General features: G+C 68.7%; 32 protein-coding genes. 25 read left to right on the forward strand and 7 right to left on the reverse strand.

What is annotated here, in order from left to right:
- Nucleotides 1–2: 2 nt before the first annotated feature.
- The 14 genes from ACVV2G_RS00915 to ACVV2G_RS00980 all read left to right on the forward strand — a co-directional run bounded on the left by ACVV2G_RS00915 (nucleotide 3) and on the right by ACVV2G_RS00980 (nucleotide 13193).
- Nucleotides 3–1721 carry a carbamoyltransferase family protein gene (locus ACVV2G_RS00915; protein ID WP_453840594.1) on the forward strand — a complete coding sequence of 573 codons (1719 nt, stop codon included), beginning with the start codon at nucleotides 3–5 and terminating at the stop codon, nucleotides 1719–1721.
- Entirely contained in the window at nucleotides 1718–2770 is a 1053-nt protein-coding gene (locus tag ACVV2G_RS00920) for a glycosyltransferase family protein (RefSeq protein WP_453840595.1), read from the forward strand. Before ACVV2G_RS00915 ends, ACVV2G_RS00920 begins: the two co-directional genes overlap by 4 nt.
- Before the next feature lie 96 nt (nucleotides 2771–2866).
- A complete protein-coding gene (locus tag ACVV2G_RS00925) occupies nucleotides 2867–3376 on the forward strand; it encodes a P-loop NTPase family protein (protein ID WP_156207602.1) in 510 nt (169 codons plus the stop codon).
- A gap of 31 nt (nucleotides 3377–3407) precedes the next feature.
- Nucleotides 3408–4259: a class I SAM-dependent methyltransferase gene (locus ACVV2G_RS00930; RefSeq protein WP_453840596.1), complete on the forward strand. Its 852-nt coding sequence runs from the start codon at nucleotides 3408–3410 to the stop codon at nucleotides 4257–4259.
- Nucleotides 4256–5014 carry a phosphotransferase gene (locus ACVV2G_RS00935; protein ID WP_224317156.1) on the forward strand — a complete coding sequence of 253 codons (759 nt, stop codon included), beginning with the start codon at nucleotides 4256–4258 and terminating at the stop codon, nucleotides 5012–5014. Before ACVV2G_RS00930 ends, ACVV2G_RS00935 begins: the two co-directional genes overlap by 4 nt.
- Nucleotides 5011–5667: a histidine phosphatase family protein gene (locus tag ACVV2G_RS00940; RefSeq protein WP_453840597.1), complete on the forward strand. Its 657-nt coding sequence runs from the start codon at nucleotides 5011–5013 to the stop codon at nucleotides 5665–5667. The genes ACVV2G_RS00935 and ACVV2G_RS00940 overlap by 4 nt, the downstream gene beginning before the upstream one ends.
- Complete coding sequence (locus ACVV2G_RS00945) at nucleotides 5664–6500, forward strand: aminoglycoside phosphotransferase/kinase family protein (RefSeq protein WP_453840598.1); 837 nt, start codon at nucleotides 5664–5666, stop codon at nucleotides 6498–6500. The genes ACVV2G_RS00940 and ACVV2G_RS00945 overlap by 4 nt, the downstream gene beginning before the upstream one ends.
- A gap of 35 nt (nucleotides 6501–6535) precedes the next feature.
- Nucleotides 6536–7534, forward strand: coding sequence for an NAD-dependent epimerase/dehydratase family protein (locus ACVV2G_RS00950; protein ID WP_453840599.1), 999 nt, complete (start codon nucleotides 6536–6538; stop codon nucleotides 7532–7534).
- Between the two features lie 31 nt (nucleotides 7535–7565).
- The gene (locus ACVV2G_RS00955) at nucleotides 7566–8687 is read left to right on the forward strand and encodes an adenosylhomocysteinase (protein ID WP_453840600.1); all 1122 of its coding nucleotides are present in this window, start codon (nucleotides 7566–7568) and stop codon (nucleotides 8685–8687) included.
- The gene (locus ACVV2G_RS00960; protein ID WP_453840601.1) at nucleotides 8684–9244 is read left to right on the forward strand and encodes an NUDIX hydrolase; all 561 of its coding nucleotides are present in this window, start codon (nucleotides 8684–8686) and stop codon (nucleotides 9242–9244) included. Before ACVV2G_RS00955 ends, ACVV2G_RS00960 begins: the two co-directional genes overlap by 4 nt.
- 33 nt (nucleotides 9245–9277) lie before the next feature.
- Complete coding sequence (locus ACVV2G_RS00965; RefSeq protein WP_453840602.1) at nucleotides 9278–10042, forward strand: 3-deoxy-manno-octulosonate cytidylyltransferase; 765 nt, start codon at nucleotides 9278–9280, stop codon at nucleotides 10040–10042.
- A gap of 465 nt (nucleotides 10043–10507) precedes the next feature.
- Complete coding sequence (locus tag ACVV2G_RS00970) at nucleotides 10508–10951, forward strand: hypothetical protein (protein WP_453840975.1); 444 nt, start codon at nucleotides 10508–10510, stop codon at nucleotides 10949–10951.
- Nucleotides 10952–11045: 94 nt separating this feature from the next.
- Nucleotides 11046–12281: an MAB_1171c family putative transporter gene (locus ACVV2G_RS00975; RefSeq protein ID WP_453840603.1), complete on the forward strand. Its 1236-nt coding sequence runs from the start codon at nucleotides 11046–11048 to the stop codon at nucleotides 12279–12281.
- A gap of 282 nt (nucleotides 12282–12563) precedes the next feature.
- A complete protein-coding gene (locus ACVV2G_RS00980) occupies nucleotides 12564–13193 on the forward strand; it encodes an HAD-IA family hydrolase (protein WP_384946727.1) in 630 nt (209 codons plus the stop codon).
- 190 nt (nucleotides 13194–13383) lie between these two features.
- Here ACVV2G_RS00980 and ACVV2G_RS00985 read toward each other — a convergent pair whose 3' ends face one another.
- Nucleotides 13384–14265: a helix-turn-helix domain-containing protein gene (locus ACVV2G_RS00985; RefSeq protein WP_453840604.1), complete on the reverse strand. Its 882-nt coding sequence runs from the start codon at nucleotides 14263–14265 to the stop codon at nucleotides 13384–13386.
- Between the two features lie 555 nt (nucleotides 14266–14820).
- Here ACVV2G_RS00985 and ACVV2G_RS00990 point away from each other — a divergent pair.
- The 9 genes from ACVV2G_RS00990 (at nucleotide 14821) to ACVV2G_RS01030 (ending at nucleotide 21893) form a co-directional block, all read left to right on the forward strand.
- Entirely contained in the window at nucleotides 14821–15147 is a 327-nt protein-coding gene (locus ACVV2G_RS00990) for a transcriptional regulator (protein WP_453840605.1), read from the forward strand.
- 1 nt (nucleotide 15148) lies between these two features.
- Complete coding sequence (locus ACVV2G_RS00995) at nucleotides 15149–16168, forward strand: hypothetical protein (RefSeq protein WP_453840606.1); 1020 nt, start codon at nucleotides 15149–15151, stop codon at nucleotides 16166–16168.
- Nucleotides 16168–16872: an ATP-binding protein gene (locus ACVV2G_RS01000; RefSeq protein ID WP_359710799.1), complete on the forward strand. Its 705-nt coding sequence runs from the start codon at nucleotides 16168–16170 to the stop codon at nucleotides 16870–16872. The genes ACVV2G_RS00995 and ACVV2G_RS01000 overlap by 1 nt, the downstream gene beginning before the upstream one ends.
- A 118-nt stretch (nucleotides 16873–16990) precedes the next feature.
- Complete coding sequence (locus ACVV2G_RS01005; RefSeq protein ID WP_109180474.1) at nucleotides 16991–17557, forward strand: WhiB family transcriptional regulator; 567 nt, start codon at nucleotides 16991–16993, stop codon at nucleotides 17555–17557.
- On the forward strand, nucleotides 17554–18621 hold the full coding sequence (locus tag ACVV2G_RS01010) for a DUF2637 domain-containing protein (RefSeq protein WP_453840607.1): 1068 nt from the start codon (nucleotides 17554–17556) through the stop codon (nucleotides 18619–18621). The genes ACVV2G_RS01005 and ACVV2G_RS01010 overlap by 4 nt, the downstream gene beginning before the upstream one ends.
- Nucleotides 18622–18723: 102 nt before the next feature.
- A complete protein-coding gene (locus tag ACVV2G_RS01015) occupies nucleotides 18724–18948 on the forward strand; it encodes a hypothetical protein (RefSeq protein WP_453840608.1) in 225 nt (74 codons plus the stop codon).
- Nucleotides 18945–19610 (forward strand): MobC family plasmid mobilization relaxosome protein, encoded by a 666-nt coding sequence (locus ACVV2G_RS01020; protein WP_453840609.1) that lies wholly within the window; start codon nucleotides 18945–18947, stop codon nucleotides 19608–19610. The genes ACVV2G_RS01015 and ACVV2G_RS01020 overlap by 4 nt, the downstream gene beginning before the upstream one ends.
- The gene (locus ACVV2G_RS01025; protein WP_453840610.1) at nucleotides 19610–21382 is read left to right on the forward strand and encodes a relaxase/mobilization nuclease domain-containing protein; all 1773 of its coding nucleotides are present in this window, start codon (nucleotides 19610–19612) and stop codon (nucleotides 21380–21382) included. The genes ACVV2G_RS01020 and ACVV2G_RS01025 overlap by 1 nt, the downstream gene beginning before the upstream one ends.
- A gap of 106 nt (nucleotides 21383–21488) precedes the next feature.
- Complete coding sequence (locus ACVV2G_RS01030) at nucleotides 21489–21893, forward strand: hypothetical protein (RefSeq protein WP_453840611.1); 405 nt, start codon at nucleotides 21489–21491, stop codon at nucleotides 21891–21893.
- A 65-nt stretch (nucleotides 21894–21958) separates the two neighbouring features.
- Here ACVV2G_RS01030 and ACVV2G_RS01035 read toward each other — a convergent pair whose 3' ends face one another.
- Together ACVV2G_RS01035 and ACVV2G_RS01040 are read right to left on the reverse strand one after the other, a co-directional pair.
- Nucleotides 21959–22597 (reverse strand): Cap15 family cyclic dinucleotide receptor domain-containing protein, encoded by a 639-nt coding sequence (locus ACVV2G_RS01035; RefSeq protein ID WP_401104368.1) that lies wholly within the window; start codon nucleotides 22595–22597, stop codon nucleotides 21959–21961.
- Nucleotides 22598–22599: 2 nt separating this feature from the next.
- Nucleotides 22600–23409: a nucleotidyltransferase domain-containing protein gene (locus ACVV2G_RS01040; RefSeq protein WP_453840612.1), complete on the reverse strand. Its 810-nt coding sequence runs from the start codon at nucleotides 23407–23409 to the stop codon at nucleotides 22600–22602.
- A gap of 267 nt (nucleotides 23410–23676) precedes the next feature.
- Here ACVV2G_RS01040 and ACVV2G_RS01045 point away from each other — a divergent pair, with 267 nt between their 5' ends.
- On the forward strand, nucleotides 23677–24186 hold the full coding sequence (locus ACVV2G_RS01045) for a hypothetical protein (RefSeq protein ID WP_401104363.1): 510 nt from the start codon (nucleotides 23677–23679) through the stop codon (nucleotides 24184–24186).
- Nucleotides 24187–24525: 339 nt separating this feature from the next.
- Here the strand turns inward: ACVV2G_RS01045 and ACVV2G_RS01050 are convergent, their stop codons facing one another.
- The 3 genes from ACVV2G_RS01050 to ACVV2G_RS01060 form a co-directional block, all read right to left on the reverse strand.
- A complete protein-coding gene (locus ACVV2G_RS01050) occupies nucleotides 24526–24840 on the reverse strand; it encodes an esterase (RefSeq protein ID WP_401104360.1) in 315 nt (104 codons plus the stop codon).
- 100 nt (nucleotides 24841–24940) lie between these two features.
- Nucleotides 24941–25153: a hypothetical protein gene (locus ACVV2G_RS01055; protein WP_129856971.1), complete on the reverse strand. Its 213-nt coding sequence runs from the start codon at nucleotides 25151–25153 to the stop codon at nucleotides 24941–24943.
- 96 nt (nucleotides 25154–25249) lie between these two features.
- Entirely contained in the window at nucleotides 25250–25597 is a 348-nt protein-coding gene (locus ACVV2G_RS01060; protein WP_453840613.1) for an SPDY domain-containing protein, read from the reverse strand.
- 217 nt (nucleotides 25598–25814) lie between these two features.
- Between ACVV2G_RS01060 and ACVV2G_RS01065 the strand changes: the two genes are divergently transcribed.
- Entirely contained in the window at nucleotides 25815–26078 is a 264-nt protein-coding gene (locus ACVV2G_RS01065; RefSeq protein WP_453840614.1) for a hypothetical protein, read from the forward strand.
- A gap of 4 nt (nucleotides 26079–26082) precedes the next feature.
- On the opposite strand, the gene ACVV2G_RS01070 is transcribed toward ACVV2G_RS01065, so the two are convergent.
- A complete protein-coding gene (locus ACVV2G_RS01070) occupies nucleotides 26083–26568 on the reverse strand; it encodes a hypothetical protein (RefSeq protein WP_453840615.1) in 486 nt (161 codons plus the stop codon).
- Between the last annotated feature and the right edge of the window lie 13 nt (nucleotides 26569–26581).

Consider the following 26581-nt stretch of genomic DNA (forward strand, 5'->3'; position numbering starts at 1 on the left):
CCATGAAGCGCACCCCCTCCGTCGTCCTCGGCCTGTGCTCGTACACCCACGACTCCTCGGCCGCCCTTCTCGTCGACGGTGAACTCGTCGGCTTCGTCGAGGAGGAACGCCTCTCCGAGCAGAAGCACACCAAGCTCTACCCGGCTCGCGCCGTGGGCTGGCTCCTCGACCAGGCCAAGCTGAGCGCCACCGACGTGGACGCCGTCGCTTACAACTTCCAGCCCGCCCGCTACCTCGCCGAGTCGCCCGTCGCCCTGCGCATGGCGCTCTCGTCGGCCACGCGCGACCGCAGCGTGGCTCGCGCCCACGGGTTCGCCAAGGTCGCCCTGCGCACCCGGCGGCGGCTGCGCGTCCTCGGCAGCCAGTTCCCCTCGGCCCGCGTCACATCGGTCCTGCACCACCGAGCCCACCAGCTCACGGCCTACGCCGCCTCCGGCTGGGACGAAGCGGCCGTACTCGTCGTCGACAGCCTCGGCGAGCGGCAGACCACCACGATCGCCCACGGCCACGGCGTTCAGCACCCCCGCGTCCACACCCTGGAAGCGATCAACGACCCGGCCTCCCTCGGCTACGTGTACGGCGCCGTCACCGAGCACCTGGGCTGGCGGCGGGGCGACGAGGAAGGCACCGTCATGGCGCTGGCCGCCCTCGGCGACCCAGCCCGCTTCCGGCACCTGTTCACCACGGCCGTCCGCACGACGGCCACAGGCTTTCGCATCCACCCCGGCTACTTCCCGACGCGCACCCTCACCTCGGGATACCCGAGAACTTCCCGGCGGTTCGTCGCCGAGACCTGCCCCGAGCGGCACCCGAGCGAGCCGCTCACCGACGTCCATCGAGACCTGGCGGCTGCCCTTCAGGAGCGGACCGAGCAGGTGATGGTTCACCTTGCCCGCCGCGCCCGTGTACTCACCGGCTCCCGGCGCCTGTGCGTGGGCGGCGGCGTCGCCACGAACTGCGTGAGCATCGGGAAGATCATCGAAGCCAGCATCTTCGACGAGGTGTTCGTCCCGCCGGCACCGGGCGACGCCGGAACCGCGATCGGGGCCGCGCTCGCCGTCCACGTCGACGCGCGCACGCCTCGCCCGGTCGCCGGCATCGCCCGCCACTGTTACCTGGGCCCCTCCTACGGGGACCAGCCCCTCGACCTGACCCCCTGGCCCGGCCTCCACCAGAAGACCCTCGGCATCGAGACCGCCGAGTTCCTCGCCGACCAGCTCGCCCACGGCGTGATCGCCGGACTCTTCCAGGGAGGGGTCGAAGCCGGGCCGCGTGCCCTGGGCAACCGATCGATCCTCGCCTCCCCGCTGGAGCCCGGAGTCGTCGAGCGGCTCAACGCCACCGTGAAGTTCCGCGAGCCGTTCCGGCCCTTCGCCCCCATGGTCCCCGCCGAGCGAGCCGCCGAGTTCTTCACCCTCGGCCAGTCGGCCCCATACATGTCCATGGCCTCCGGGGTGACAGACCTGACGCGCGAGCGGGTGCCAGCCATCGTGCACGCCAACGGCACCTCCCGCCTGCAGACCGTCACCCGGTCGCAGAACCCGTTCATGCACGCGGTGCTGACCGCCTTCGGCCGCCGAACCGGCATCCCCGTGCTGATCAACACCTCCCTCAACGTCAAGGGGAAACCGATCTGCGGGACGCCCGAGATGGCCCTGGACTGCCTGGCCAACTCCGGCCTCGACGCCCTGCTTCTCGAAGGGCGGTGGATCACCAAATGAAGATCGGGTACAGCTTCTGGGGCTTCCTCGGCAACGGCGTCACCGACACCCCTGACGGAGGCCGCAGCCACCGCCGCCCCTTCATCGACGCTCTCCTTGCCCGCGGTCACGAAATCGTCTTCCTCCAGCCCGACCGCGACCGCCTCGAAGCCGACGACGACCTCGGCGGTGCGTACACGTTCGACGACGGCCTGCCCAGCATCGACGTCCTGTTCCTCGAGTGGCGCTGGGCCATCCCCGGCCGCAACACCACCGTGTGTGGCAGTGAGGGGCACACCTGCGACCTACACCGGCAGGCCCAGCTCATCAACCACTACACGGCCCGGTCTCGGACGCCCACCATCATCTGGGATAAGGACCGCACCCTGCGCGCCGAGAGCGTGTGGCGCCGTACGGCCCACACCCGCGTCTGCGAGGCCGCGCTCGCGCCGACCCCCGGAGCGCACTCGCTGCTCTTCCCCGTCGCCGAGGACCTCCTCGCCCAGGCCGATCCCCTCACCCTGGCGGCGCGACCTCGGGATCTCGCGCTCGGCTACGTGGGCAACCAGTACGACCGCGACGAGTCCTTCGGCCGTTTCTTCGCCCCGGCTGCTGCCCGCGTTGAGCACCTGGTCGCCGGGAAGTGGACGAAGACCAGCCGCTGGTTGCACGTCCGATTCGCGGGCCGGATTCCGTTCGAGGACGCTGCCGGCGTCTACGGCCGGTCCCTGGCCACGGTGCTCATGCTGCCCGAGCGGTACGCCGCCGTCGGGCAGATGACCCAGCGCATCTTCGAGGCCGTGCTCGCCGGCTGCCTGCCGCTGGCCCCGGCGGACATCCGCTTCGCCGACCGGTTCGTCCCGAAGGAGCTGGTCGTGCGCTCCGGCAGCGACGTGCTCGAACGTCTCTCCTACCTGCGCGAGATCGCCGGCACCGAGCAGCACGCCGCCCTGATCGCCGCATGCGTGGACCGGCTGCGCCTGTTCGGCTTGTGCAAGCAGGTCAACACCCTGGAGTCCGTCCTGCACGGCCTCCTCCAGGCCACCGCGACCGAGCGGGGAGCTGCCTGATGCAGACCGCTCGATCGACCACGGCGCGCGGATCCTCCGGGTGCGTCCCGGAGGATGGGTCCGCCGGACACCCGAACCTCTCTACGCTGGAGCACCATGAAGAAGGTCGCCATCGTCGGCTGCGGAGGCAGCGGCAAATCCCACGTGGCCCGCGAACTGGGCAGGATCCTCGACGCCCCGGTGACGCACCTGGACGCCGCGTTCTACGACGACGAGTGGAACGCGTTGCCCATGGACAAGTTCACCGACGTCCAGCGCGAGCTGGTCGCGCAGCCGCGGTGGGTGATCGACGGCAACTACAACTCGACGCTGCAGGTACGGCTCGAAGCCTGCGACACCGTGGTCCTGATGGACGTGTCGACCGTGGCGGCGCTGTACGGGATCTTCTCCCGGCAGATCCGGCACGGGGCCGGACACAAGGGCAACGGGGTGCACAACCGCATCCACTGGGGCGTGATCAAGTACGTCGCCACGTACCGGCGCAAGATGCGGCCCCGCGTGATGGCGAAGATCGAGGAGTTCGGCTCCGGCACCGACGTGGTGCTGCTGGCCAACCGGCGTCAGACGCGCCGCTGGCTGCGGAAGGTCGCCGCCGAGCAGTCCTGACCGGTCCGCGCCCCCGGTCAGGGGGTGCGGCATGAGCGAGCCCAACCCGTTCCTGGACCCCGCCCGACAGTCAGAGCTGTACGGACACGCCTCTCGGCTGGCCGGGCGGACCAGCGCCCTGATGCGCGCCAAGACCGCTGGCCACCCGGTGCCCGAAACGATCGTCAGCCTGGTGCAGACCCATCACGCCCGGCCCGACCGGCTCGGCGTGGTGCTCGACATCGGCTGCGGTCGTGGCACGAGCAGCCGCGTCATCGCCGAGCAGCTCCGGCCCGAACGCCTCGTGGGTCTGGATGCCGCCCCCTCCCTGCTCGCCCAGGCCCGCGAGCGCACCAAGGACCTGCCCGACAGCACGGTGGACTTCGTCGAAGGCGACTTCCACGACCTCCCTCTGCCCGCCGGGTCGAGCGACATCGTCGTCGCGGCGTTCTGCCTCTATCACTCGCCGCGCCCCCAGGACGTCATCGGACAGATCGCCAGGGTCCTTGCCCTCGGTGGTGTGGCCGTTCTTGTCACCAAGGGCCTCGACAGCTACCGGGAAATAGATCAGATGGTCGCCGCCGCCGGCCTCGATCCGCGCGCCGCCCAGCACGAGAGCCTCTACACCGCAGCCCACAGCGGCAACCTCGCCGACGTGGCCGCCTCCTCGCTCGACGTGATCGCCGTCCTGGACGAGGAGCACGTCTTCACCTTCGACGGCCACGACCACACGGCGCAGTACCTGGCCACCAATCCCAAGTACGACCTGGCGCCCGGCCTGTACGGCAACCCCGGTGCCCTGGCGGCGACCCTGCACGAGTTCCTTCCTGACCAGCCGCTGACCACCCGGTCCCGGATCACATTCGTCGTCGCCCAGCCGAAGGAAGGAGGAGAGCTGGCATGAGCCACACCTCGTTCACCAAGCACTACGCGGAACCGGAGCGCGCGGCGGGGGCGGTGCGCCACTACCGGTGGCTCACCGCGCACGCCAAGCCGCTGCGGCAGCCGGCGCTCCACACTGCCGGACCGCGGTTCCTGATGTTCGAACGGATCGAGGGCCGCCCCGTACGTCCCGAGGACCTCCCGCGCGTGGCGGAACTGCTCGGCCACGCCCACGGTGCCGCCTGGGCCAGTGACCTGCACTCCGCGTCGCTGGGCACCCCGCACCACTTCGAGGACGGCACGCTGTTTGACGACTACCTCGGTCCCCGGAAGGTCGCTCTACGGCGACGCCACGAGCAGGGCTACCTGCCCAACAAGACGGCCCTGCACGCGATGCTCGGTCTGCTGCAGGCGACCGCCGAGGGCCCGTGCGTCTTCTACAAGGACAGCAACCCGCGGAACTTCATCATCACCGCGCAAGACATCGTCGCCGTCGACACCGACGACCTGTCCCTCGCCCCGCTGGGCTACGACCTCGCCAAGCTCGTCGCGACGCTCCACCTGACCTACGGGCCGCTCACGGACCAAGCCGTCACTACCGCCCTGCTCGCGTACAACGCGGCAGCCCGACGCTACGACGCCCGGCTGGGCACGACGGACCGGGGCCAGCTCGACAGCTTCCTGGGCCTGCACGCCGTACTCACCGCCCCGTACGTCGGCCGCAACGGCTACCACTACAGCCTGCCCCTCCGTTTCACGCACCGAGGAGCCTCATGATCACCACCGAACTCGTCTTCGTCCGGCACGGCCAGGCCCGGTGCAACGCCGACGGCCTGGTCGGGGGCCCGCGCACCTGCACCGGCCTGACCAACCTCGGGTACGCCCAAGTCGAACAGGCCGCACGCCGCCTGGCTAGCGAGCACCTGAAGAAGCCCTTCGACGTTATCTACACCGGCCCGCGGATCCGCCTCGTCCAGACTGGCGAGATCATCGCCCAGACGCTCCAGATCCCCGTGCACCACGACGAGCGACTCGACGGACCGGTTCACGGCGACGCCGACGGCCGGCCCTGGGACGCGGTGAAGACGGCCGCCGACGGCGGCCCGCACGCCCACCCCGACACGCCCTGGGCCAAGGGTTCCGACACCTGGAACGGGTTCCTGGAGCGCGCCAGCAGGAACCTGAGCCAGCTCATCAAGGAGAACCACGGCAAGCGCGTCGTCTTCGCCGCCCACGGGGAGACGGTGATCACCGCACACACCCTGCTGCTCGGCATCCCGATCGGCTCGCCCGCCGGATTCACCCACAACCACGCCTCCATTACCCGCTGGCAGCACCACCGCAACCGCCTGGGCCAGACCCGCTGGATGCTCGACCGGCACAACGACACCGAGCACCTCAGCCTCCTCACGCCGGAGCCGACCCCGTGATCGCCACCTCGCGCGACCCCCGGATACAACTGGCGCACCTCCTCCTCGGCACAGTCGATGTCGCAGCGGACCCCGCGCTCCCGCCCCGTGTCGTACGCCTGGTGGCCGGCGACGGGCGTCAGTTCATCGCGAAGCAGCACGCGGAGCGTGACCGGTACGCCGGAGAACTCCACGCCTACGGAGCGTGGGTCACCCATCTGACCGGCCATGCACCGGGGTTGGTCGGCCGGGATGATGCCACCCACACCCTGCTGCTCACCGCACTCGCAGGCGACCGCGCGGACACCTTCGCTCCGGGCTCGCCCGAGGAGGAGCTGGCCCACCACGAGGCCGGGCACGCGCTGGGCAAGCTGCACCGGGCCACGGCCATGCCCCAGGGCGGTGCCGTCGGCGCCTCACTCGCCGAGCGGTTCCAGGGGTGGATCGACCGGGCCGTCCGAGCCGACCTGCTCGACGCGGCCGAGGAGAACCTGCTGAAGCACCACGCGGTCATCCTGGGCACTAGCCACATGGACAGCGCGATCTGCCACCTCGACTACCAGCCGCGCAACTGGCTGCTCGGCGACACCTTCGGCATCTACGACTTCGAGCACATGCGACGCGACGCCAGGGTCCGCGACTTCGCCCGGCTCGAATTCCGACGCTGGCAGGCAGCCCCCCACCTCCGCACCGCCTTCTTCGACGGCTACGGACGCTCGCCCAACGACCTCGAACGACGCCTCCTGGAGTCCTTCGGCGCCATCGAGGCGGCCACAGCCCTGGTCAAGGGCCACCAGGAGGACGACGCCGCGCTCAGCGCGCACGGCAGAACCGTCCTGTCGCGGCTCACCTGACCAGCCCCTTAGACGACACCACTCTGGAGATCTCCGTGCCACAGCACGAGCAGCCCCCGACCAGCGCTTCGCCCCGACGGGCCGTGGTGACCGGCTCCGCCGGATTCATCGGCTCCCACCTCGCCCACGCCCTCGTCCAGGCCGGCACCACCGTGATTGGCGTGGACCGCCGAGACCCGTCTACCGACCCGACGGCCGCCGCCAACCTCGCCGCGCTGCGGGGTCGCCCGGGATACCACCACGTCACGGCCGACCTCCTCCACTGCGCGATCGACCCGCTCCTGATCGACGCCGACGCCGTCTTCCACCTCGCCGGCATCCCCGGCGTACGGCCCTCGTGGGGACCGCAGTTCGGCGACTACCTCGCGTCCAACGTGCTGGCCACCCACCGCGTCCTCGAAGCCTGCACCCGGATCGGCGTATCCCGACTCGTCGTAGCCTCCTCCTCCAGCGTCTACGGCCCGACCGACGGCGACGCGAGTCGCGAGACCGACCGCCCCAACCCCGCTTCCCCGTACGCCGTGACCAAGCTGGCCGAGGAGCAGCTCTGTCTTGCCTACGCCGAGCGCCCCGTCGGCCCCAGCGTGGTCGCCCTGCGGTACTTCACCGTCTACGGCCCCCGGCAGCGTGCAGACATGTTCACCCACCGCGCCCTGTACGCCGCCCTGACCGGACAACCCCTGCGCCTTTACGGAGACGGTCACCAGCGCCGCGACTTCACCTACATCGACGACGTGGTCGCAGCCACGATCGCCGCCGGCACCGTCCCGAACGCGCACGGCACCATCAACGTCGGCGGTGGCTCGAGCGCGTCCCTGCTGGACGTGATCAACATCGCCAACAGCCTCACCGGCCGCGAGATCCAGCTCCATCAGGACCACGTGCGCAACGGGGACGTCCTCCTCACGCGTGCCGACCCCGGCCGTGCGGGAGAGGTCCTCGGCTGGCAGCCGCGCGTCGACCTCCACAGCGGACTGCGCGCTCACATGCAGGCGCTGGCCTCCCCGGTGCCGGACTACAGCCGTGCCGCCTAGGCGCACCCGTCGGATCACGAGAGGAGTGCTCATGGAGACCCCCGAGCGAGCGCGGCTGGACGCCTTCTTCCGAAGGATCACCGCGCAGTTCCCCGCTGGCCAGGTGATCACGACGCTGGTCATCACGCACCTGCTCCAGGAACGACCTGCGTTCTTGCGCGCCATGACCGCGGTGTCCACTATCGGCGCCGTCCTCCCCAAGCCCCGGTCGATCCACCAGCCGACCCTCGACACCGTCCGCCGCACCCTGCCGGTCCACGACCTGACCCGGGAGCGGTTCACCGATGAGACCCAGGCCCTGCACTACCTGGAGGACACGGCCGGCGGCCAGGATGTCGTCTTGGTCGACATCGGCGGGTACTTCGCGCCCAGCCTCGACACCCTCGTGAGCAAGTTCTCCGGCCGTATCCTCGGCGTCGTCGAAGACACCGAGAACGGGCACCAGCGGTACGCGGCCCTCGGCTCGCTCCCGTGCCCGGTCGTTTCCGTGGCCCGCTCACCGCTCAAGGACTGCGAGGACCACCTCGTCGGCCGATCCATCGTGTTCTCTACCGACGCCCTCGTCCGCGCCCGCGGGGACATCCTCACGAGTCGCAGCGCCTGCGTCATCGGCTTCGGCAAGATCGGTCGCTCGATCGCCCAGACTCTGCGCGCCCAGGACCTGCGCGTCACCGTGTACGACAACGACGCGGTCAAGCGGGTACAGGCGCACGCCCTTGGTTTCCGCACCAGCGTGTCCACCACGGAGGCCGTCCGCGACGCGGAACTCGTCCTGTGCGCCACCGGCAATCTCGCCCTCCGGCATGAGGATTTCGCCGCCCTGCGCAACGGCGCGTACCTCGGATCGGTGACCTCCTCCGAGGACGAACTCGAACTCGGCAGCCTCGACGACCTCTACGAACGCCACCCGGTCGGACCCCAATTGACCCGCTACGAGGTCACCGGCCACTACTTCTACGTTCTCTCCGACGGCGGTGCCGTCAACTTCGTGCACGGCGCTGCCGTCGGCACCTACATCCACCTCGTCCAGGCCGAGATACTCGCCGCCACCGCCGCGCTCAGCCACGCGCGATTCGAACCCGGACTGCACGAGATGCCAGCGGCCGACCGCGACGCCATCGCCAAGACCTGGCTCCGCCACTTCGAAAGGTGACCTCGTTGCCCCCCTCCACCGAACACATCCGCGCCGTCACCGAGGCGTACCTCGCCCGCCACCCGGACGAGCGCGCCTCCCTGACGATGCTCTTCGACGTACTCGCGGGCACGGACGATCCCACCAGCCGCAAGACCTTCCCCGCACACGTGACCTGCAGCGCCATCGTCATCAACGGTGAACGGCACGTGCTCCACATCCTGCACAAGGCGTCCGGGAAGCTTCTGGCGCCCGGCGGGCACAACGAACCGTCCGACCAGCGCCTGCGCGACGCCGCCCTGCGCGAACTGCACGAGGAGGCCGGCATCCCGCCGAGCGCCGTGGTCCCCCTCGTCGGCCACGAGGACATCCCCCTCGACATCGACGTGCACGCGATCGACGCGAACCCGTCGAAGAACGAGCCGGCCCACCATCACGTGGACTTCCGCTGGGCCTTCCAACTCGTGACCGATCAGGCGGTGACGCTGCAGGAGGAGGAGGTCGACGGCTACCAGTGGCGGCCGTTCGCGACCACTTCCTCACCCACCGTCCGCGCCAAGCTCGCCCAGCTCACCTGAAGCCTGCCCGAACCCGACCACCAGGAGGACGCCGTGGCCGCCACCACAGCCCGCCAGACCGCCGCCCAACGGCGCCGGCACATCGCCGTCATACCGTGCCGCTGGGGTGCCTCCCGCTTCCCCGGCAAACCACTGGCCCTCCTCGGCGACAAGCCGCTGCTCTGGCACGTCCACCAGCGCTGCCTGGAAGCCAAACGCCTTGACGGGGCCATCGTCGCCACGGACGACGAGCGCATCGAAGCGGCGTGCCGCGAACTCGCCATCGACTGCATCCGCACCGGGGAGCACCTCACCGGCACCGACCGCGTCGCAGAGGTCGCCGAACGCCTCCCGGCCGACGGATACATCAACGTCCAGGGCGACGAGCCGTTCATCTCGCCGACCGCCATCAACGACGTCTCCGAGGCCCTGGAATTCACTCCGCCCGGCACCTTCGCCGTGAACGCCTACACCGAGCTGGTCGACGTCGGCGCCGTCCTGGACCACAACGTCGTCAAGGTCGTCGTCACGGCCCGCAGCGAGGCCCTCATGTTCTCGCGCCAGCCCATCCCGTACCCCAGGGGCGACCGGCCGAAGTACCTGCGCCAACTGGGCCTCTACGGCTTCACCGGCCAGGCTCTCCAGCACTTCCGGCGGCTCCAGCAGGGGCCCCTGGAGCGTGCCGAGGGAGTGGAGATGCTGCGCTTCGTCGAACACGGCCACGCCGTGCGGATGGTGCCCGTCCTGGACGACGGAGTGGCAGTAGACACCCCCGAGGATCTAGCGCGAGCCGAACGCCTCCTCCACCAGCACCACTGAGACATCCGAGCGAACGCAACCCTTCCTATTGGACGACTCGTTGCATTTATCGGCCGTCAACTAGGTTATTTAGGCGACGGGTTAGCGAAGGCCCTCGGGCTTTCTGGGCAACGGTGCTTGGCGAGAAACAGAGTGCCTCTGCCGCTTTTGATCTTGCCTTGCCCTAGTGATCCGTCACACCCGGGTGACCTTTGCAACACGTTCTTCTCTCATGATCACTTAATCCCCCTTGTACGCTTAGGCGCGGACAGTGCGTGCCGGTCCAGCACCGTGCGCATCGAAGACGGCTCCAGCCTGCCAGCGCCTCGCGTACGCGCGTTGAGGTATGGGGTCTGCAGTGAGAATGGAGCGACTATGCGTTGGCGTAGGGATCCTTCACGTCGCGCCCTTGTGAGGGAATGCGAGAGGAAGCTCGCTGATCTCCCTATACCAACCCCCTTCAGTGTCGAGACGCTGGTGAGCAATATGGAAAGCGCGCTGAGGCGTCAGATCCAGTTGGTCCCACTGGACGACCCCGACGGGGGCCTAGGGACTGCGTGCGGCCTTCGGGTGAAAACTCCCGATGCAACCATCATTCTCTATCGTCGCCGCTCAAGCAGAAATCAAACAGAACACATAATCCTCCATGAGATCGCGCATGAGTGGATGGATCACGGCACGACTCTGACGGCCGTTAAAATCGAGCGCTACGTCCCTGAGCGCATCCGGCAAGAAGTGCTTCGGCGCTACCCATCAGCCCTCATCCAAGCGCGCGTAGATTTCGACAGCCACGAGGAGAAGCAGGCCGAGCTTTCAGCGTCATTGATCAAGCGCCTGGCACGTCGCCAGTCTGCTACCGGAGACGATGTGATCAGCCTGTTGGAGTATTCGTTGGCGCATCCGGTTGCCCCGCCGCGGCGTCGGCGGTAGCTCCACACGATCCGCAATCTCGCACTGACCAAGTCTGCACTCTGCAGGGCCCGTGAGCGGCGACAGGTGTGGCACCTATAGATCGACTGATTCCGTGTTCGACTCCTTCAAATACTTCACTGCTGCAGTCATGACGCTGATCTCCATCTGGCGTTTCCCGGCTGTCAGGTATGGCGATGCGCATCGTAGGGCGCTCTGGGGCGGATACGCCGGATTTGCAGTGGCCCTGTGTCTGTACACCCCAGCAGCAATGGACGCGGTCGATCGCATTCCGGTGGTCGATCTCAGCGCCCTGCTCCGGCACTTTGCCAGCACGGCGGCGATCATGGCGGCCCTGACCTATGTCGCCACCAGCTACGGCAAGACCGCTGAGGCGGTCGTGCCCAGGCACGTGGAGTTCTCACGGTGGATCGCCCGAGCGTCGTACAAGGCCGGAGCCGTCGGCGTGGTGCTGCTCGCGATCCTCTTCTTTACCGTTGTCCAACGAGATCGGCCGAGCGAGGACTTCCTCGTTGACCATGCGGGAGAATGGGGCGTCGCGGTCTACATGGCCGTGTTCTATTTCTTTCCGCTAGTCACCACCGCCGTATGCGGCTATCAGTGGACGAGGGCGGCACGCCGAGCTGAGAGCACGAGCATGCGCATCGGGCTCGGTTTGATGGGTTTCGCGATGTGGATGGGGCTCGTTCACACGATAGTCAGAATTGCCATCTTGTGGAGTGCCGTAGTATTCCCGCTCAGTCAATCGACGGTGCGATTCCTGGTCGATGCCACTGCGATCTGGATGAATCTCCTTTTCGTTATCGTCGCAGTAGGGGCAAGCATTCCGACGACCCGCGCGGCTGCTGCGCGATGGAAGACGTTCCGAACCCTGAACTTGATCTACCCGCTCTGGTTCGATCTAGTCGAGGCTTTTCCCGGAACAAGCCTGTACCCGCCCAGCCGGCGGATCACGGAACTCTTGCAGTTCCGCGTCCCCATTGATGTTCGCTTGGACCGATGGACGCAGGATATCTCCGACGCCTGCGAGAAACTGCGCTACTACGTGCCATGCGACTTGATGTTTGCTGCGGAGGACAAGGTGTCGCCACACTCCGATCCTGAGCCTGCTGCGGAGGCATACTGGATAAAGGCTGGCCTTCTTGCCGCTAACGCGGAATCCGTCAGGCCGTCTTCGGCCACCCTGATGAGAGACAAGCCGTTCGTGGACACCGAAAGTGAAGCTGCGTGGTACGTGCGAGTCAGCACGGTCTACACGCAGATCACCGGTGACCAAGCGCGAGAAGTTCTTCTTGACTCCGAGAAGGTGGAATCGGAATCTCGGCGGTAGTTCTGGAGCACGCGGTGCGTCGGGTTGCCGTATCCGTGTTTTCGGCGTGTGCGCCCTGTCACTCGGAGATGCGATCTTGCAAGGCTTGCGTGAGATTCGGCACCACCGGGTGTGCGGTCGCGACTGGTACCGTGGGCAAGGCGGAAAAAGAGGTTCTGCTCCGCCCTGTAAGTGCACTTCCTGGCCTGCGATTCGCAGCTTCTGCGACCGCCATGTACGCCGGGTCCGCGACGCTGTCCGGTCTGGATAGGCGTCCGAAATCTCAGCAATGGAGTTCCCCGCATGTCCAACCGCCGTACCGGCCTCATTCTTGATTTCGGAGGCGTTCTCACCACCCCCCTGCTGCCCGCTGTGTTGGCGTTCGAGCAGCGTGAAGGGCTTCCCCAGGGGGCCTGCCTCACCGCCCTGTACAAGGACCCGGAGGGCGTCCGGATCACCAGCGATCTGGAGCGCGGAGTGGTGTCCCAGCGCGAGTGGAACGAGTTCGCCGGCAGGATGCTGAATGTACCGGCGGACGGGCTGATGGGGAGGATCTTCGGCGACCTCCGTCCTGAGCCGCTGCTGATCGACGCTGCCGCCGCAGTCCGCCGGGCCGGGATCAAGGTCGGCATCCTGTCGAATTCCGTGGGCCTGGAGCCGTGGGACCTGTATGCCGGATACGAGCTGGAGAAGCTGTACGACGTCGTCGTCATCAGCGAGCACCACATGATGCGCAAGCCCGACGCCCAGCTCTTCGAGACCACGCTGAAGCTGATGGGCCTGCCTGCCGAAGAGTGCGTCTTCGTCGATGACACTGAGGCGTACGTCCAGGCAGCGGAGCAGCTCGGCCTCGCGGGAGTGCACAACCAGGACCCGAAGCAGACGGTCGCAGCCCTGTCCGAGCTGTTCGACGTCGACCTGACCGCTTCATAGATCGGCGTCGATTCTGTCCGTACGAAGGGACTACGGCTCGGCCTCCCTGGAGGCCGAGCCGTAGTCCCTTCGTGCATCCGGTCCGAGAAGTGGGCTGGCCCGGTCAGAGCCGAGGGGCGATAGGCGGTCAGGGGTCCTCGGTCGCGCCCGCAAGGCGGCGGTACCGTAACTGATCTCCACCCGCCCGCTACTAGCGGGGCTGCTCCTTGTCCTGAACCTCGGACAGAGCATGCCGCAGCTCTCCTACGAGCCTGTTGATGTCGGCCATCGATCTCCGGGAGAGGATCTCGCTGCCGCGTGCGGCCAGGCCGAGGATGTGTCCCTGGTGAATCGAGTCGATGAAGCGAACAGCCTCCAGGAACTCCTGGACCATGGGGCTTAGTTCGGCGTCGTCGCCGAACAGCCAGGCGGGGACCTGGAAGGCGTGCGCCAGGCCGGCGCGCACTTCATCCGATGCCGCGGTCTCGGTTCCGTCGCGCAGCTCGCCGATGCCCTCGGCGGTGACGGCTGCGGTCGACGCACGCTCGTTGACGAGTCGCGCGATCTCCGCGTCGGAGAGCGCCTCCTCGCCGGTGGAACCGTACTGCAGGAGAAAGTTGATCTTTTCTCCGACCGTGCGAGGCGCGGCCTCCCGATCGCCATGTGGGGCGGTGGTGCGAATGCCGAACGAGCGATCCTGCGCCGCGAGCAGCTCCTCCTCGGTCACCCCGTACGCCGCCGCCAGCGGCTTCACATAGCTGGCGTTGAGCCTGCGCCGCCCGGACTCGGCATTGCCCACCGGCCCCCGGCTTGCGCCGATGATTTCGGTGGCCTCCGCCACGCTGAGACCGGCGTCGCAGCGTAGGAGCTGTAGGTCCGGCGGCCCGTCGTGGGGGAACAGTTCGTCGAGTGGTTCGTTGAGCGCCCTGGCGATCGCCGGCAGCTTCTCGCCCTTGGGGAAATCCTTCCCGGATTCCCATCGTGCGACGGTGGCACCGCTGACGCCCACCAGTTCGCCCAGCTGCCTCTGGTGCATGTCCCTGCGTCGGCGGACAGCACGCACGCGGCTGCCGTCGAACTGACGAGGGGGCACTGGGACTCCTGGTGCGAGGTGGCGATGGGCTCGGTGTCGGGGTCAACTGTAAGCCAGGGTTGATGCATTTTCGAAACTGACGTACGTTTCCGTATCGCACCTGTTGATCAGGCCCGATTCTACGGTGCCGAGCCCTGGGGGACCTCTGTGCATATTCGTATGCCATAACCGCTGACGCGACAAGCGCTTGCAGCGCTTGTCGGGCGTCACGGATCCACGTCGGCATCACCCTCCTGAGAGCGGCCGACACGGAGTAAGACGACCGCAAACGATCTTCCGGACAACGGGATGGACTTGCCCGCGGGGTCTACGTATGTTCGTCGTCCCACGCCGGGCAGAGCCCCGGAAAGGGGTCGATGACCAGCGAAAAGGAGGCGGGACGGATGCCGGCAAACGACCCGTGATCTGACCCCGAAACTGAAACCGGCGCCGAGGAGCTACCAACTCCCAAGCGCCGGGCTGGCACCCCGAGGGCGCCAATTACACATCACGCGGGCGGCAGGGCTTCTTGCACGAGACCGCCGCACCGCGCTCCTTCGAACAACGGAGTATCGCATGCTCGCCACGCCGAGCGGAAGCCCGGCCTGCGCGGACGACGGCCGTCCGCGCCGCCTCGCCGCGCAGTTCGCCGACATGATCCCGGGGGCGGCCACGATCCGGGTCAGCCTCACAGACCCGACACAGACGTGGCCTCATCTGCACGCCGTCGTCAAGGACGAGGCCGGAAGGACCCTGGAGCTGGGCCGCCCGACCGCCAGGGTCGCAGCACGCTGGATCCTGCGGGTCTGGCCGGAGGTGGACTGGATGCGCCCGCACACCTTCTGCCTCGCCGACGCCACCCTGACCCGCAGCGACCTGGTCGCCGCTGAGCGGGGCCGCTGAGATGGCCCGGATCCGAACCGTCAAGCCGGAGGCGTTCACGTCCGAGTCGCTCGCCGAAGTGACCGTGGCGGCCGAGCGGACCTTCTTCGGCCTGCTCACCCAGGCCGACGACCATGGCCGCCACCGGGACAACGCCGCGATCATCGCGGGGCTTCTCTGGCCCCTGCGCGCCGAGCACACCTCGGTCCACGTTGAAGACGACCTCCACCAGCTCGCGAACGCCGGACTGATCTGCCGATACACCGGATGCGACGGCCGCCTCTACCTCCACATCGTGACCTGGTCCGAGCACCAGAAGATCGACAAGCCGAGCCAGTCGCGCCTGCCCTCGTGCCCGCAGCACCAGGCTGCCGACCGGTGCGCACCGTGCAAGGGCACCTGCACCCGGCGGACCGAGGGGTCGTCTATGGCTCCCCGAGGGCTCGCCGAGACCTCCGGGAGGGCTCCCCGAGCCCTCGATCTGCCTGCCGTACCCGCCTCGACGACGCCGGACCACGCAGACGAGTCCGTCGCCGACCGGCAGGAGGCTGCCGACGGCGCGATCGGCACAGCGGAGCGAGCTGGTGCTAAGAGTGCAGTTCAGACCGCATTCTCCGAGGACTCCCCGAACCTTCCCCGAAGCCTCCCCGAAGGCTCGGCGCCTGGATCTAGGATCTTGGATCCTGGATCTCTTGTCCCTACGGGGCGCACAGCGCCCGCAGCCGGCATCTCCGCCAAGGACCTCGTCGGGGAGTACGTCGCCGGGTGCGACCAGCGCCCCCCGAGCGACGTGCTCGGGCACCTCGGCCGGATCATCAAGAAGCTCCTGGACGAGGGCATCGCACCGGCGCACATCCGAGCCGGGCTGGCGAACTTCACGGCCAACCCCAAGCACCCGAGCGTGCTGACCAGCATGGTCAACGAGGCGATGAACGGTCGCCCCGGCGGTTTGGCGCGGCCGGGAATCCGGCCTAACGTGCCCGCCCACCAGGCGTGGACCAACCCGGCCAACGCTTCCGCCGCCTACGCCGAGGAGCTGTGATGCACACCCATCACCGCGAACCCCAGCTCCTCGGCAACGAAGCCACGCTGGAGCGCATGGCCCGGATCCTGGCCGCCCGCAACATCGACCCGGCGGACGCCGCGCTGCCGGACGACGCCGAGCCCTTCTCACCGCTGGACGCTCTGCTCGCCGGGATGCCCCCGCGCTATCAAGCGGCTGTCGCCGACCACCCCACGGTCCTGGAGTGGGTCCGGAAGGTCACCGACGCGGCGGTCGCCCCCAGCCGAGGAGCCCGACGACAGGTCACCACCGGCCCTAGCTTGCTGATGGCCGGCGTCGTCGGCGCGGGCAAGACGCACCAGGCGTACGGCGCGGTCCGAGCGCTGGTGCAGAGCGGGGTCGGCGCGCGCTGGCGGGCGACCACCGCCGCCGACCTCTACGCCGATCTCCGCCCCCGGCCCGGGGTGGACAGTGAGCGGGAGCTGGCGGCCGTCAGCCGGTGCCCGCTGCTGATCATCGACGACCTCGGCGCGGCCAAGGCGAGCGAGTGGGTCGAGGAGATCACGTACCGACTGATCAACCGGCGGTACAACTACGAACTCCCCACGCTGATCACGACCAACCTGGCGATCAAGGACCTGCGTTCCTACCTCGGGGACCGAGTCGCCAGCAGGCTCGCGCAGATGACCACCCGAGTCGAGTTCGAGGCCGTCGACCGCAGACGCCACAGCGCCGCCGCCTGACCCTCCACAGGCCACCCCGCCGGACCGCGCCCTCGCACCGCCGTCCCCCCGGGCACCTACCGCCAGCGCACCTCTCCGCCGACGCCCCTGCGCGCGGAGAGCGATCGGAGCACCCCGCATGACCAGCACGATGAACGGTCCCGCCCAGCACCGTCAGCTCGGCGACCAGACCTGGCAGGCCGACGCCGTCTGCCAGAGCACCGAGTACAACCCGGTGGACCCCGAAGTCTTCTTCCCCGAACCCGACGAGACCGCCAAGATCGCCACGGCCAAGGCCCTGTGCGGCCAGTGCCCGGTCCGGCGCACCTGCCTGGACGCCGCTCTCGAAGGGGGTGACACCGACGGGATCCGTGGCGGCCTGACGGAGGAGGAGCGCGGGCCGCTGCACGACAAGCTCGCCAGCCGCCTCGACTACAGCCGCGTCAATGCCACCATCGCCGGACGCGACGTGCACCTCACCCATACGGAGCGCCGCGCGGTCGAGTACGCGGCCTACCGCCACGGGGTGAGCGAGCAGCGCCTGGCCTGGCTTCTGAAGGTCACCGAGGAGCACGCCAAGAAGCGGTACCGCGAGATCCGCCGGGCCGAGCGCAACCGAACCCTGAACCAGCCCACCACGAACACCACACCCCCCGAGACCAGCGGCGAGCGCCTGATCCGCGACGACTTCGGGACGGCGGCATGAACATCGCAAGCGCGTCGAGGACGGCGCACATATCGGGGTGGGACCGCGCGGCTGTCGTGGCGCTCGGGGGCGCGGGGTGCGCGCTGTCGTACGACGCCCTGCAGCAGATGGCCGTGGCCATCCACATCCGAGGCTTCCTCACCTACCTGTTCCCCCTGGTGATCGACGGGTTCATCGCCTACGGCATCCGAGCCCTCCTGGTCCTGCGCAACGCACCACTGCGCGCCCGGCTCTACGTCTGGACGCTCTTCGGCACGGCCACCGCCGCCAGCATCTGGGCCAACGCGCTCCACGCGGTGCGGACCAACCAGGACGCGGTCGCCGGCACCGGTCTCCGGCTCGGGGACGCGGTGGTCGCGGTGCTCTCCACCATCGCCCCGCTCGCACTGGCCGGAGCGGTCCACCTCTACATCCTCATTGCCCGGGGCCCGGTCGAGGACTCCGGCCAGCAGAACCTCGGTCAGCCCGGTCACCTCGGTGAGACCGACCGCAGCGACGCCATCGAGGTCACCCGGACCGACCGAGCCGGTCAGCAGCGGTCAGCGGTCGGTCAGGTCAAGTCCGGTCAGTCGGTCACCGCTCTGACCGACCGGCTGCCGCTGTCCCCGACCGACGAGGACACCGCCGCCCGGTCAGTGACCGGAGACTCGACCCCGGCGACCAGCGGCCAGTCGGTCACCGACCACCACAACCGCAGCCACGGTGCCCCTGACCTGCCGGGACAGGCGGACAAGGGCCGGACGGTCACTGACCGCCCCAGCACTGCGGCCCCGGTCGGTGATGACCAGGACAGCCCGGCGGCGGTCAGTGCCCCGCCGGTCACCTCATCGCCGGTCACTGACCGGGCCGCTCGGTCGACTGGTGACCGGCGTCCTGACCCGGACACCGAGGAGCTGCTGGCGATCGCCCGGTCGGCGGTCAGGGCCGAGGACAAACTGACCCGCAAGGTGGTCGCCCAGGCGATCCGAGGTCAGCAGATCCCGCTGTCCAGCGACACCCTGACCGCGCTGATGGCTCAGCTGCGCGAGCAGCACCGCCAGCCGGTCACTTCCTCCCGGCCCTGACCGAACCTCCAGGGAGTGGGTGACCGAACCGGTCACCCCGGCCGGTCACCCACTCCGCATGTCACCGACACACCCCGCCACAGCAGAAGCGGAGAGCACCCGATGCGCACTCACCCGGCCACGCCCGCCGAAGTCGACTCCTGGCTGACCGTCCTGCACGAGCACGGACACCTCCACCGCGCCCAGTCCGGCCCCGACACCACCTGGATCGTGCAACGCGAGCAGCATGACCGGCCCTGGACCCTCCACCACCCCGTCCTGGCCATGGACTGGATCGAGGAACTCGTCCGCGAAATCCAGCAGCAGGACCCGGAGACGAGCCGGTGAACACCAACGACCCGGTGGCCACCCCCGCTGGACAGCAGCGTGACCCCACCACGGCTCCTGGCGGAGCAAGCTATCGCGTACGACGGTCCTACGGCCCGACGTACGCACTTGCCCCCGCCCAGGAGGGCGGGGGAAGCCCGGCTGGTCCCCGAGCGAGGGCGCACGGGGACCAGCCGGGCAACCGGCACCAGGGGGCGCCGGTCACCGGGGGAGAAGCCGACCGCGACGACCACCGCGAGCAGCCGCGCCCGAGCACGCCCGCCTACCCCGACCGCAAACCGCGCCGCCGCACCCGCAACCCCAGCGAGCGCACCCGCAAGACGACCACCCGCCTCTCCGACACCGAGAAGACCGAGATCGCCGAGGCCGCCACCAAGCGCGGCGTCACCGTCGCCCGCTTCCTCGCCGTCTCCGGCCTGAGCGCCGCCCGCGGATGCGCCGCCGTGCACAGCAACGACCAGCTCGACACCGCCATCGACGAACTCGCCGCTCTGCGCACCGCGCTGGCCCGCATCGGCAACAACGTCAACCAGATCGCCTTCGTCCTCAACAGCGGTGGCCAGCCGCGCGCCGGTGAACTCGAACACGCGCTGGGCGCACTGACCGGACTTCTCGCCCGCGTCGATGACGCGGCGAACGACCTGGTGACCCGGCGGCTGTGATGGTTCCCGACATCGGACGCGGCTCCCGCACCCACGGCCTCCTCGTCTACCTGTACGGCCCCGGACGGCGCGAGGAGCACACCGACGCACACCTCGTCGGCTCCTGGGACGGCTTCGCCCCCGACCCCGGACGCGACACCGGCCTCGACCCCGACCCGAAGGTCACCCTCGCCCGGCTCACCGCCGCCCTGGATTTGCGGGTCAAGCAGGCCGGCGACCGCGCACCCGCCAAGCACGTCTGGCACTGCTCGGTCCGCACCGCCCCCGGGGACCGGCGGCTGGACGACGAGGAGTGGAACGCTGTCGCCCAGCGCATCGTCCACGCCACCGGCATCGCCCCGGCTGGAGACTCCGACGGCTGCCGGTGGATCGCCGTCCGCCACGCGGAAGACCACATCCACATCGTCGCCACCCTCGTACGCGGCGACCTGCGCAACCCGCGTCTGAACTACGACTTCAACAAGGCCCAGGCTGAATGCCGCCGCATCGAGAAGGAGATGGGCCTGCGGCGCCTGAACGCGGGCGACGGAACCGCAGCGAAGAACCCCAGCAGCGCCGAGAAGTTCAAGGCCGAGCGCACCGGCCGCCCGGAGACCTCGCGCGAGACGCTCCGCGAGGCCGTTCGTCGAGCCGTGGCGGGAGCGGATTCGGAAGAGGAGTTCTTCACGCGGCTCCGAGAAGCGGGGGTACGGGTGAAGCTGCGGCACGCACCGTCCGGTGACGCGCTCGGCTACAACGTGGCCCTGCCCGGCGACCGCAACCGCGACGGAGACCCGGTCTGGTACCCCGGCTCCAAACTGGCCCCCGACCTCTCCCTTCCGAAGATCCGCCTACGCCTCGCTGACGGGGCCGCCGAGCCGAGCGCGCCCGCGGTCGGCGCTGCCCGGACGAACTGGTCACCGCCCGCCCGTCAACGACGGAACGCAGTCGTCATCGCCGAGCGCTCGGTCACGCTCCTGGAACGCGACGAGGACGGCGAGGCCGCTCCCCAGCTCGTCGGCGTCGGAGAACTCCTCGACGCAGTGGCCCAGACCTCACCGGCCACCACCCGCACCGAGCTGGCCGCCGCAGCTCGCGCCTTTGAGCGGGCGACCCGCAGTCATGTCCGCGCCGAACGCGCCGACACCCGGGCCCTCCGCTCGGCCGCCCGAGGCATTGTCCAGGCCGGCGGGGCGCTCGGCCGAGGCGAGGACGGCGGCACCACCGCCATGCTCGTCTCCACCCTCGTCCTCGTCACCCTCGCCGCCGCCCGCTGGCACTCCGCCCGCGGACACGCCCAGCAGGCCCACGCCTCCCGACAAGCCGCCGCGCACCTACGCACCGCCTACCGCCAGGCCGCCGCCACCCCGATGCGCATGCTGCACGACCAAGGCCGCGCCCTTCCTGACGCCCAGCGCCTCATGCACGAGGCCACCCTTCGCGCCGTCCTGCCCGAGAAGCTCGTACGGGCAGGAGGCACGGAAGCGAGGACCGACGCCTTGGTCGCCACCCTCGCCCAGGCCGAGCGGGCAGGCCATGACTCCGAAGCCCTCCTGCGCCAGGCCATCGACATGCGCGAACTCGACAGCGCCGACGACGTGAACGACGTCCTGGTCTGGCGTCTGCGGCGCATCGCCCAGCTCCCGGCACACCCGGGTGACAGTGCCCGTCGTCCGCAGGCCGCCACCCGCCAGGCCACTACGCCGAGCAGCCGCACCAGTGAACGAAACGCGACGGCAGCCGTACCGCTCGGAACTGCTCAAGACCCCAACCGCCGCTCGCCACGTCGCTGACCACGTCGAACCGGACGGAGACCACCGGCCGAGCGGACGCCGCGAAATGTGTGGACAGCCGGTTCCACCGGCTGTTACGGATGAAGACAGGACCGACAACCGGGAGATGACGCTCGTGCTCAGAACCACCACCCGCACCACGGAGCCGGCACCCGTCCTGCCCGTCCTGCCCACTGGTACCGACCCCCTGCTGCAGCTCCAGGCCGAGACGCGGTCGGCCGACGGCCCCGGGGCAATTCGCTGCGTCGGCCACTCACGCGAACTCGCTCTCGGCGGCATGCCCGTGATGTGCTCCGCCTGCCGTGCCCGACGCGACTGGCTGCTCATCAACCACGGGCGCAACGTCTGGGTCCGCTGCCGGTGCGGCAACCAGTGGCTCGAGCCCGAGATCAGTCGCGCCGACTTCGATACCCTGGTCGGCGGCCCGCACGGGACGACTTACCCGAGTGTCGAGGCGGGCTTGGTCGCGCTCGGGTTCGACGGCTTCTTCGCTGGTATGTACATGGTGTAGGCGAGCACCGGGACGAGTACGCGGGGTCCCGGGCACCAGCCTCCGGGTTCGCCGCTTTCTGATTCTCAGCTGCTGGCGTGCGTCGGGTCGGCAGCCTGAGCCTCTGCGAAGGTGCCGTAGTCGGTCGATCGGTCGAGCAGGCTGAAGTCCATGTCACCGGCGGTGAACCGGCTGGTGTAGTAGTGCCCGGTCGCAGTCTTTGGCTGGAGACCGGTGACCGCTATTCGACAGGCACCTTCGTGCCGCGGGCTTCGATGCTGGTGCTCCACACGGGGCGTGTTGTCATACAGGAATCCGATCTCGGCAGTGCCCGAGTTTTCTGGGGCGCCAATTGTGGCGTTGCTCGACCGCGAGGTGCTTTCCTTCGTGCGGAGCGTGGCGTGCAGGCTCCAGTAGGTCTGCTCGAGCGTCATGTACGTAGTGATCGGACCACGGTTCCCTCCCTCCGGGATGTGGCTCTCCGAGCTCGGGACAAGTACTACCCGCCAAGTGCCCGTGACCCAGGCACGTCCGGTGAAGCGGTGGATGACGGGCCAGCGCCAAGCCCACTTGTCGAACACGACGGTGCCGTAGCCCACGAGGGCCGGAATGTACGCGAAGAGGTACCGGAACTCGGACGGGTACAGGCCCAGGACGACCAAGACGACCGTGTAGAGGGTGGAGGCGATGGTGGCGCCGGCGCGGATGGTGGTCGCGGTGTTCATCGTCAGCCCTCGTAGTTGAGGTAGTGCCACGCGCGCTCGATCAGCTCGCGAGCGTCCTTCTCCGTCCACTTCTGGCCATCGCCGAACACCTTCTTGATCCCGTTCGGCTCCACCATGCGCAGATAGCTGAACCAGGCTCCCGTGAGTTGCTGATAGACCTCCCGTAGGCTCTCGCGGACCACAGTGTCCAGGCTGCCGTCGAGGAGCAAGACGTCGTCCGGGACGTTGTAGATCAGGCACTCGGAGAAGTAGGACGGAAGGGCCTTGATCACGCCCTCGGAGGCGAGGTCGTTCTCGACGTTCTTCAGCACCCGCACCACGAACTTGTACCGGTACTTGGTGTTGGTGTTCTTCGTGCGCCCGTTGACCAGCTGGAGCTCGGGCCAGTTGATGACACGCTTGCCGTTGCGTCCGTAGACGACGCTGCCCACGCACTCGCCGTCGGGAGCCGTGGTGTCGTAGGCCACCCACTTGAAGCACGGAACCACGTCGATGCTGGGACGGCTTCCCACAACCTCCGGAACGTACACGGCAAGGTTGTGGTCCGTGTCCACCCAACCGAAGTGGTTGGTGAGCGCGTCCTCGACCTCCTGGCGGAGCTTCTGCCGGGTCCATGTCCCCGAGTATCTGGCGGGCTGCCCAAACCACCAAGCCGCCAGTCCCTCCGTATGGATGGGGTCGTTGAGCTTCACCATGATGTCGACGTCGCTGTCACCGCGAACGTTGGTGTTGTTGGGGTACGAGCCCTTCGACGCCACCGTGATGTCGAGCCCCTGGAACGGTTCATGACGGAGTACTGCCTGTTTCACCATGCGCTCGGCGCGCTCCAGCCGGAGCTGTTCGGAAGCACCCGGAGGGTTCTTCCACTTGTTGATCAAAGCGATCCGCTGTTCATACGTCAGCTGTCGTACCACGAACGCCTCCAGGCTCCGGCGCGCCTGCGCCGTCCATAGCGTACGAGCGGGCACTGACAGCGACGCCGTCACCAGCGTCAGAGATGGTTCACCGACCCAATCTCCGCAGTACAGGAGACCGTGGTCGGGGGGAACGCGGTCGGAGAACTGCGGTAAATCTAAGGCATGAACCTCAACGATCTCAGCTCGCTGATGGAGCGTCGTCAGGACGGTGGCCTCAACTTCGAACGCTTTCGATCCGATCCGGCCTTGACCGCACTGCGGTGGCCGGACGACGTGCTGCGGGACTTCCTGTTCGACCATGGCGACAAGGGTCCCTTCGTGGACGACTACGGAGCCCTTGACTTGAGCGCGATCACCTGGACGCTGGAGACGATTCCGTCCGCGGACTTCCACAAAATGCCGACTGGTGAGAGCGAAGTGGGACTGATTGAACACTTCGCCAAAGACCCGCTGCACTGGGTCGCAGTGCGAGCCCCGGAAGTCGGCAGGCACTGGGAAGATCACGGGACGTGGTTGCGCCCGCCGCTCCTCATTGACCGGGGTCTCTTGGACCCAGGGGGCAACGGGCTGCAGGTTCTGGAGGGCCGAACTCGTGTCGGCGTGCTGTGCGGCCGCATCCGCGAGCAACTGCACGTCGCCCCCGAACACCAGGCGTGGGTGGGGCGGCCGTGAGGACGTACCGCGTCTGGCCGCGTGCGCTGGGAATACCGAGAGCTCTTTGCAGAATGGGGATGAATGAGGGCGCGCCTGTACCCGGCCCGCGCCGGGGCCTGGCGATGCATAAGGACCGGTGTCCCTCGGGCTGGGAGCATGTCCTGACCTGCCAGGCTTCCCGCTGACATGCTGATCAGGGCCATGAGCCAGCAGGTCTACACCGGTTCCCTGGATGACCTGGCGCACGAGACCTCGGCGGGCAGGAGCACGAGAACTGGGACATGCTCGGTGGCGGCTTCGACGGCTAAGCAAAGCCGCCCCTCGCCCGAACGGCGTGTGGTGGCCTGCGGCTCTCGATCAGATTTCGGCGAGCCGGTTGGAGAGGTCGAGGGCGTCGGTCGCGAAAGAGAGGGCGGCGCACAGGCCGGTCACCTCGTACAGGGTCGGACGGACCAGGCGCGGCCAGTCGTCCGGGGAGGCGGGCCAGGAACCGAGGAGCACCTCGGCAGTGGTCAGCCCCAGGTACGTCGTGACGTCCCAGCCGCTGCGCGATGCGGGCTCCCAGCGCAGTCGAATGCGCCCGAGGGGGAGTTTGGAAGTCTCGGCGAGCCAGGTGATGTCGAGGGGACCGTCGGGGCGGGTGGAGATGCGCTGGAGAAGCGCGCTGTGCACGCCGGTCGGCATGGGGAGCGCCGCGACAGTGTGCAGTGCGAGGCGGGGTGCGGGGTGCGAGAGTGACGAGATGGAAGCCTCCGTGGTGGTAGGTAAGCGATCAGGCCCAGGTGAGGGCGTCGCGCGCTCCCACCGGGAGGTAGTTCTCCTGGCCGTCGTCGGCGATGTACGCCGTGCCGTCGCGGACGACGACCTCGGCCCCCACGAAGTGAGCGAAGGGGAAGTCGGGGTTGACGGCGAGACGGACCGGCAGGTTGGGGTCGAGTTCCTGGAACTGGCGGAGCAGGTGGCCGACGGTCAGGTACTGGGGCAAGGGATTCTCCGTGAACGGCGGACGTTGAGGGGCTGGTCGACCCGACGGGGAGTCGTCGAGCCGTCGGTGGATGTATGAGCGGAGCCTGATCAGCAGTCAGCACGAGGAGAGGGTGACGAGGGCGGCGAGGAATCCGGCGACGGCCTCGGAGGGGGTGTGGATGCCGAACTCCTGGACCCACACCTCGCCGTCGGCGGGCAGCACCTGGACGCGCCAGACGATCTCGCGCGCCCAGGCGGAGGGGTCTTCGGGGAGCCAGCCGACGTAGACGCCGCCGTCCGGGCTGGTCGCGTGGACGTTGGCCTCCGGGGTCTCGGCGATCGTCCAGCCGAGAGCGTCCAGGAGGTCGAGCACCGGAGCGGCGCAGTGGTCGGAGGAGAGCCATTGGCGGTCTTCCACGGCGGGGCGGACGACGGCGGGCAGGAGGGTGGCAGAGGCGTTCACGGTTGGACGATCCTTTCGCTGACCTGCGGTTTTCCCGACACCCGTACGTTGGCATGCAGCATGCCGAAGTGCGTAGTCGTTTCTCGGGGATGCCGTCTGCCGTGGGCGAACTGGAGACCACCAGCGAGCGGTCGGCGGGACGGGAATGGATCGGCGACCGCGGTTGTCGTACCTGGGTTGCGATGAGGGACCGCACGTCGGTGAAGGGGAGCAGGGGATGGCCGAGGCGAGCAGACACTGGGACGGCGCTGGACTGGAACGCAAGATCCGCGCCGCCGGACGGCCCTGGACCGTGGGCGACATCGCGATGGTCGCCGACGGCCAGTGGGGAGTCGGCGCACAGCCCGACCGGTGGCTGGAGGAGGAGACGGTGGAGCGCCGGGTCGCCGAAGGCCGGCGCGTGGAGCTGACGGTGGAGGAGCTGGCCAGCGCGGTGGGCCCCCGGGCCGAAGAGGGCCCCCGCGACGAGAATCGGAGCTAAGCGTTCAACGTCGGGGCGCCGTTGTGGGCGTTGACGGCCCTACGACCGCCGCCGGAGAGGGCGGTTCGGGCGCGGCCCCCGGGGCGTGTTGCGTCTGCCCGGAGCGGGCGACAGCGGCCTGAGCCAGCCGAACCGCCGGTGCCGCAACCTCGGGTGCGGCGGCCTCCCGGGCCTCCACCACGCGCCGGATCGCCTGGAGGTACGCACGGCTCTCCGCGTGGGCGACGCGGAGCTTGACCGCCGTTTCGGTGATCCGGTCGAGTTCGTAGAAGTCAGGCACGTACCCACGCAGGGACAGGGAGTGAAGACGGTCCTGGTGAACGGTTACCGCGCTGTCCGTGATGGCCAGGGCCGCGCGGGTGTGCATGGCGCAGCGCAGGAGCGGGTCCTCGCTGGGGCGGCGGACCCCTAGGACCTCAAGAGCTTCGATGGGTTGGCCCCAGGCGTTCTCGATCATGGCCGTGGCCTGGTCGAGCATGGTTGTGGGCATGGTGGAACTCCTG

The organism is Streptomyces sp. JK94, from assembly GCF_053613315.1.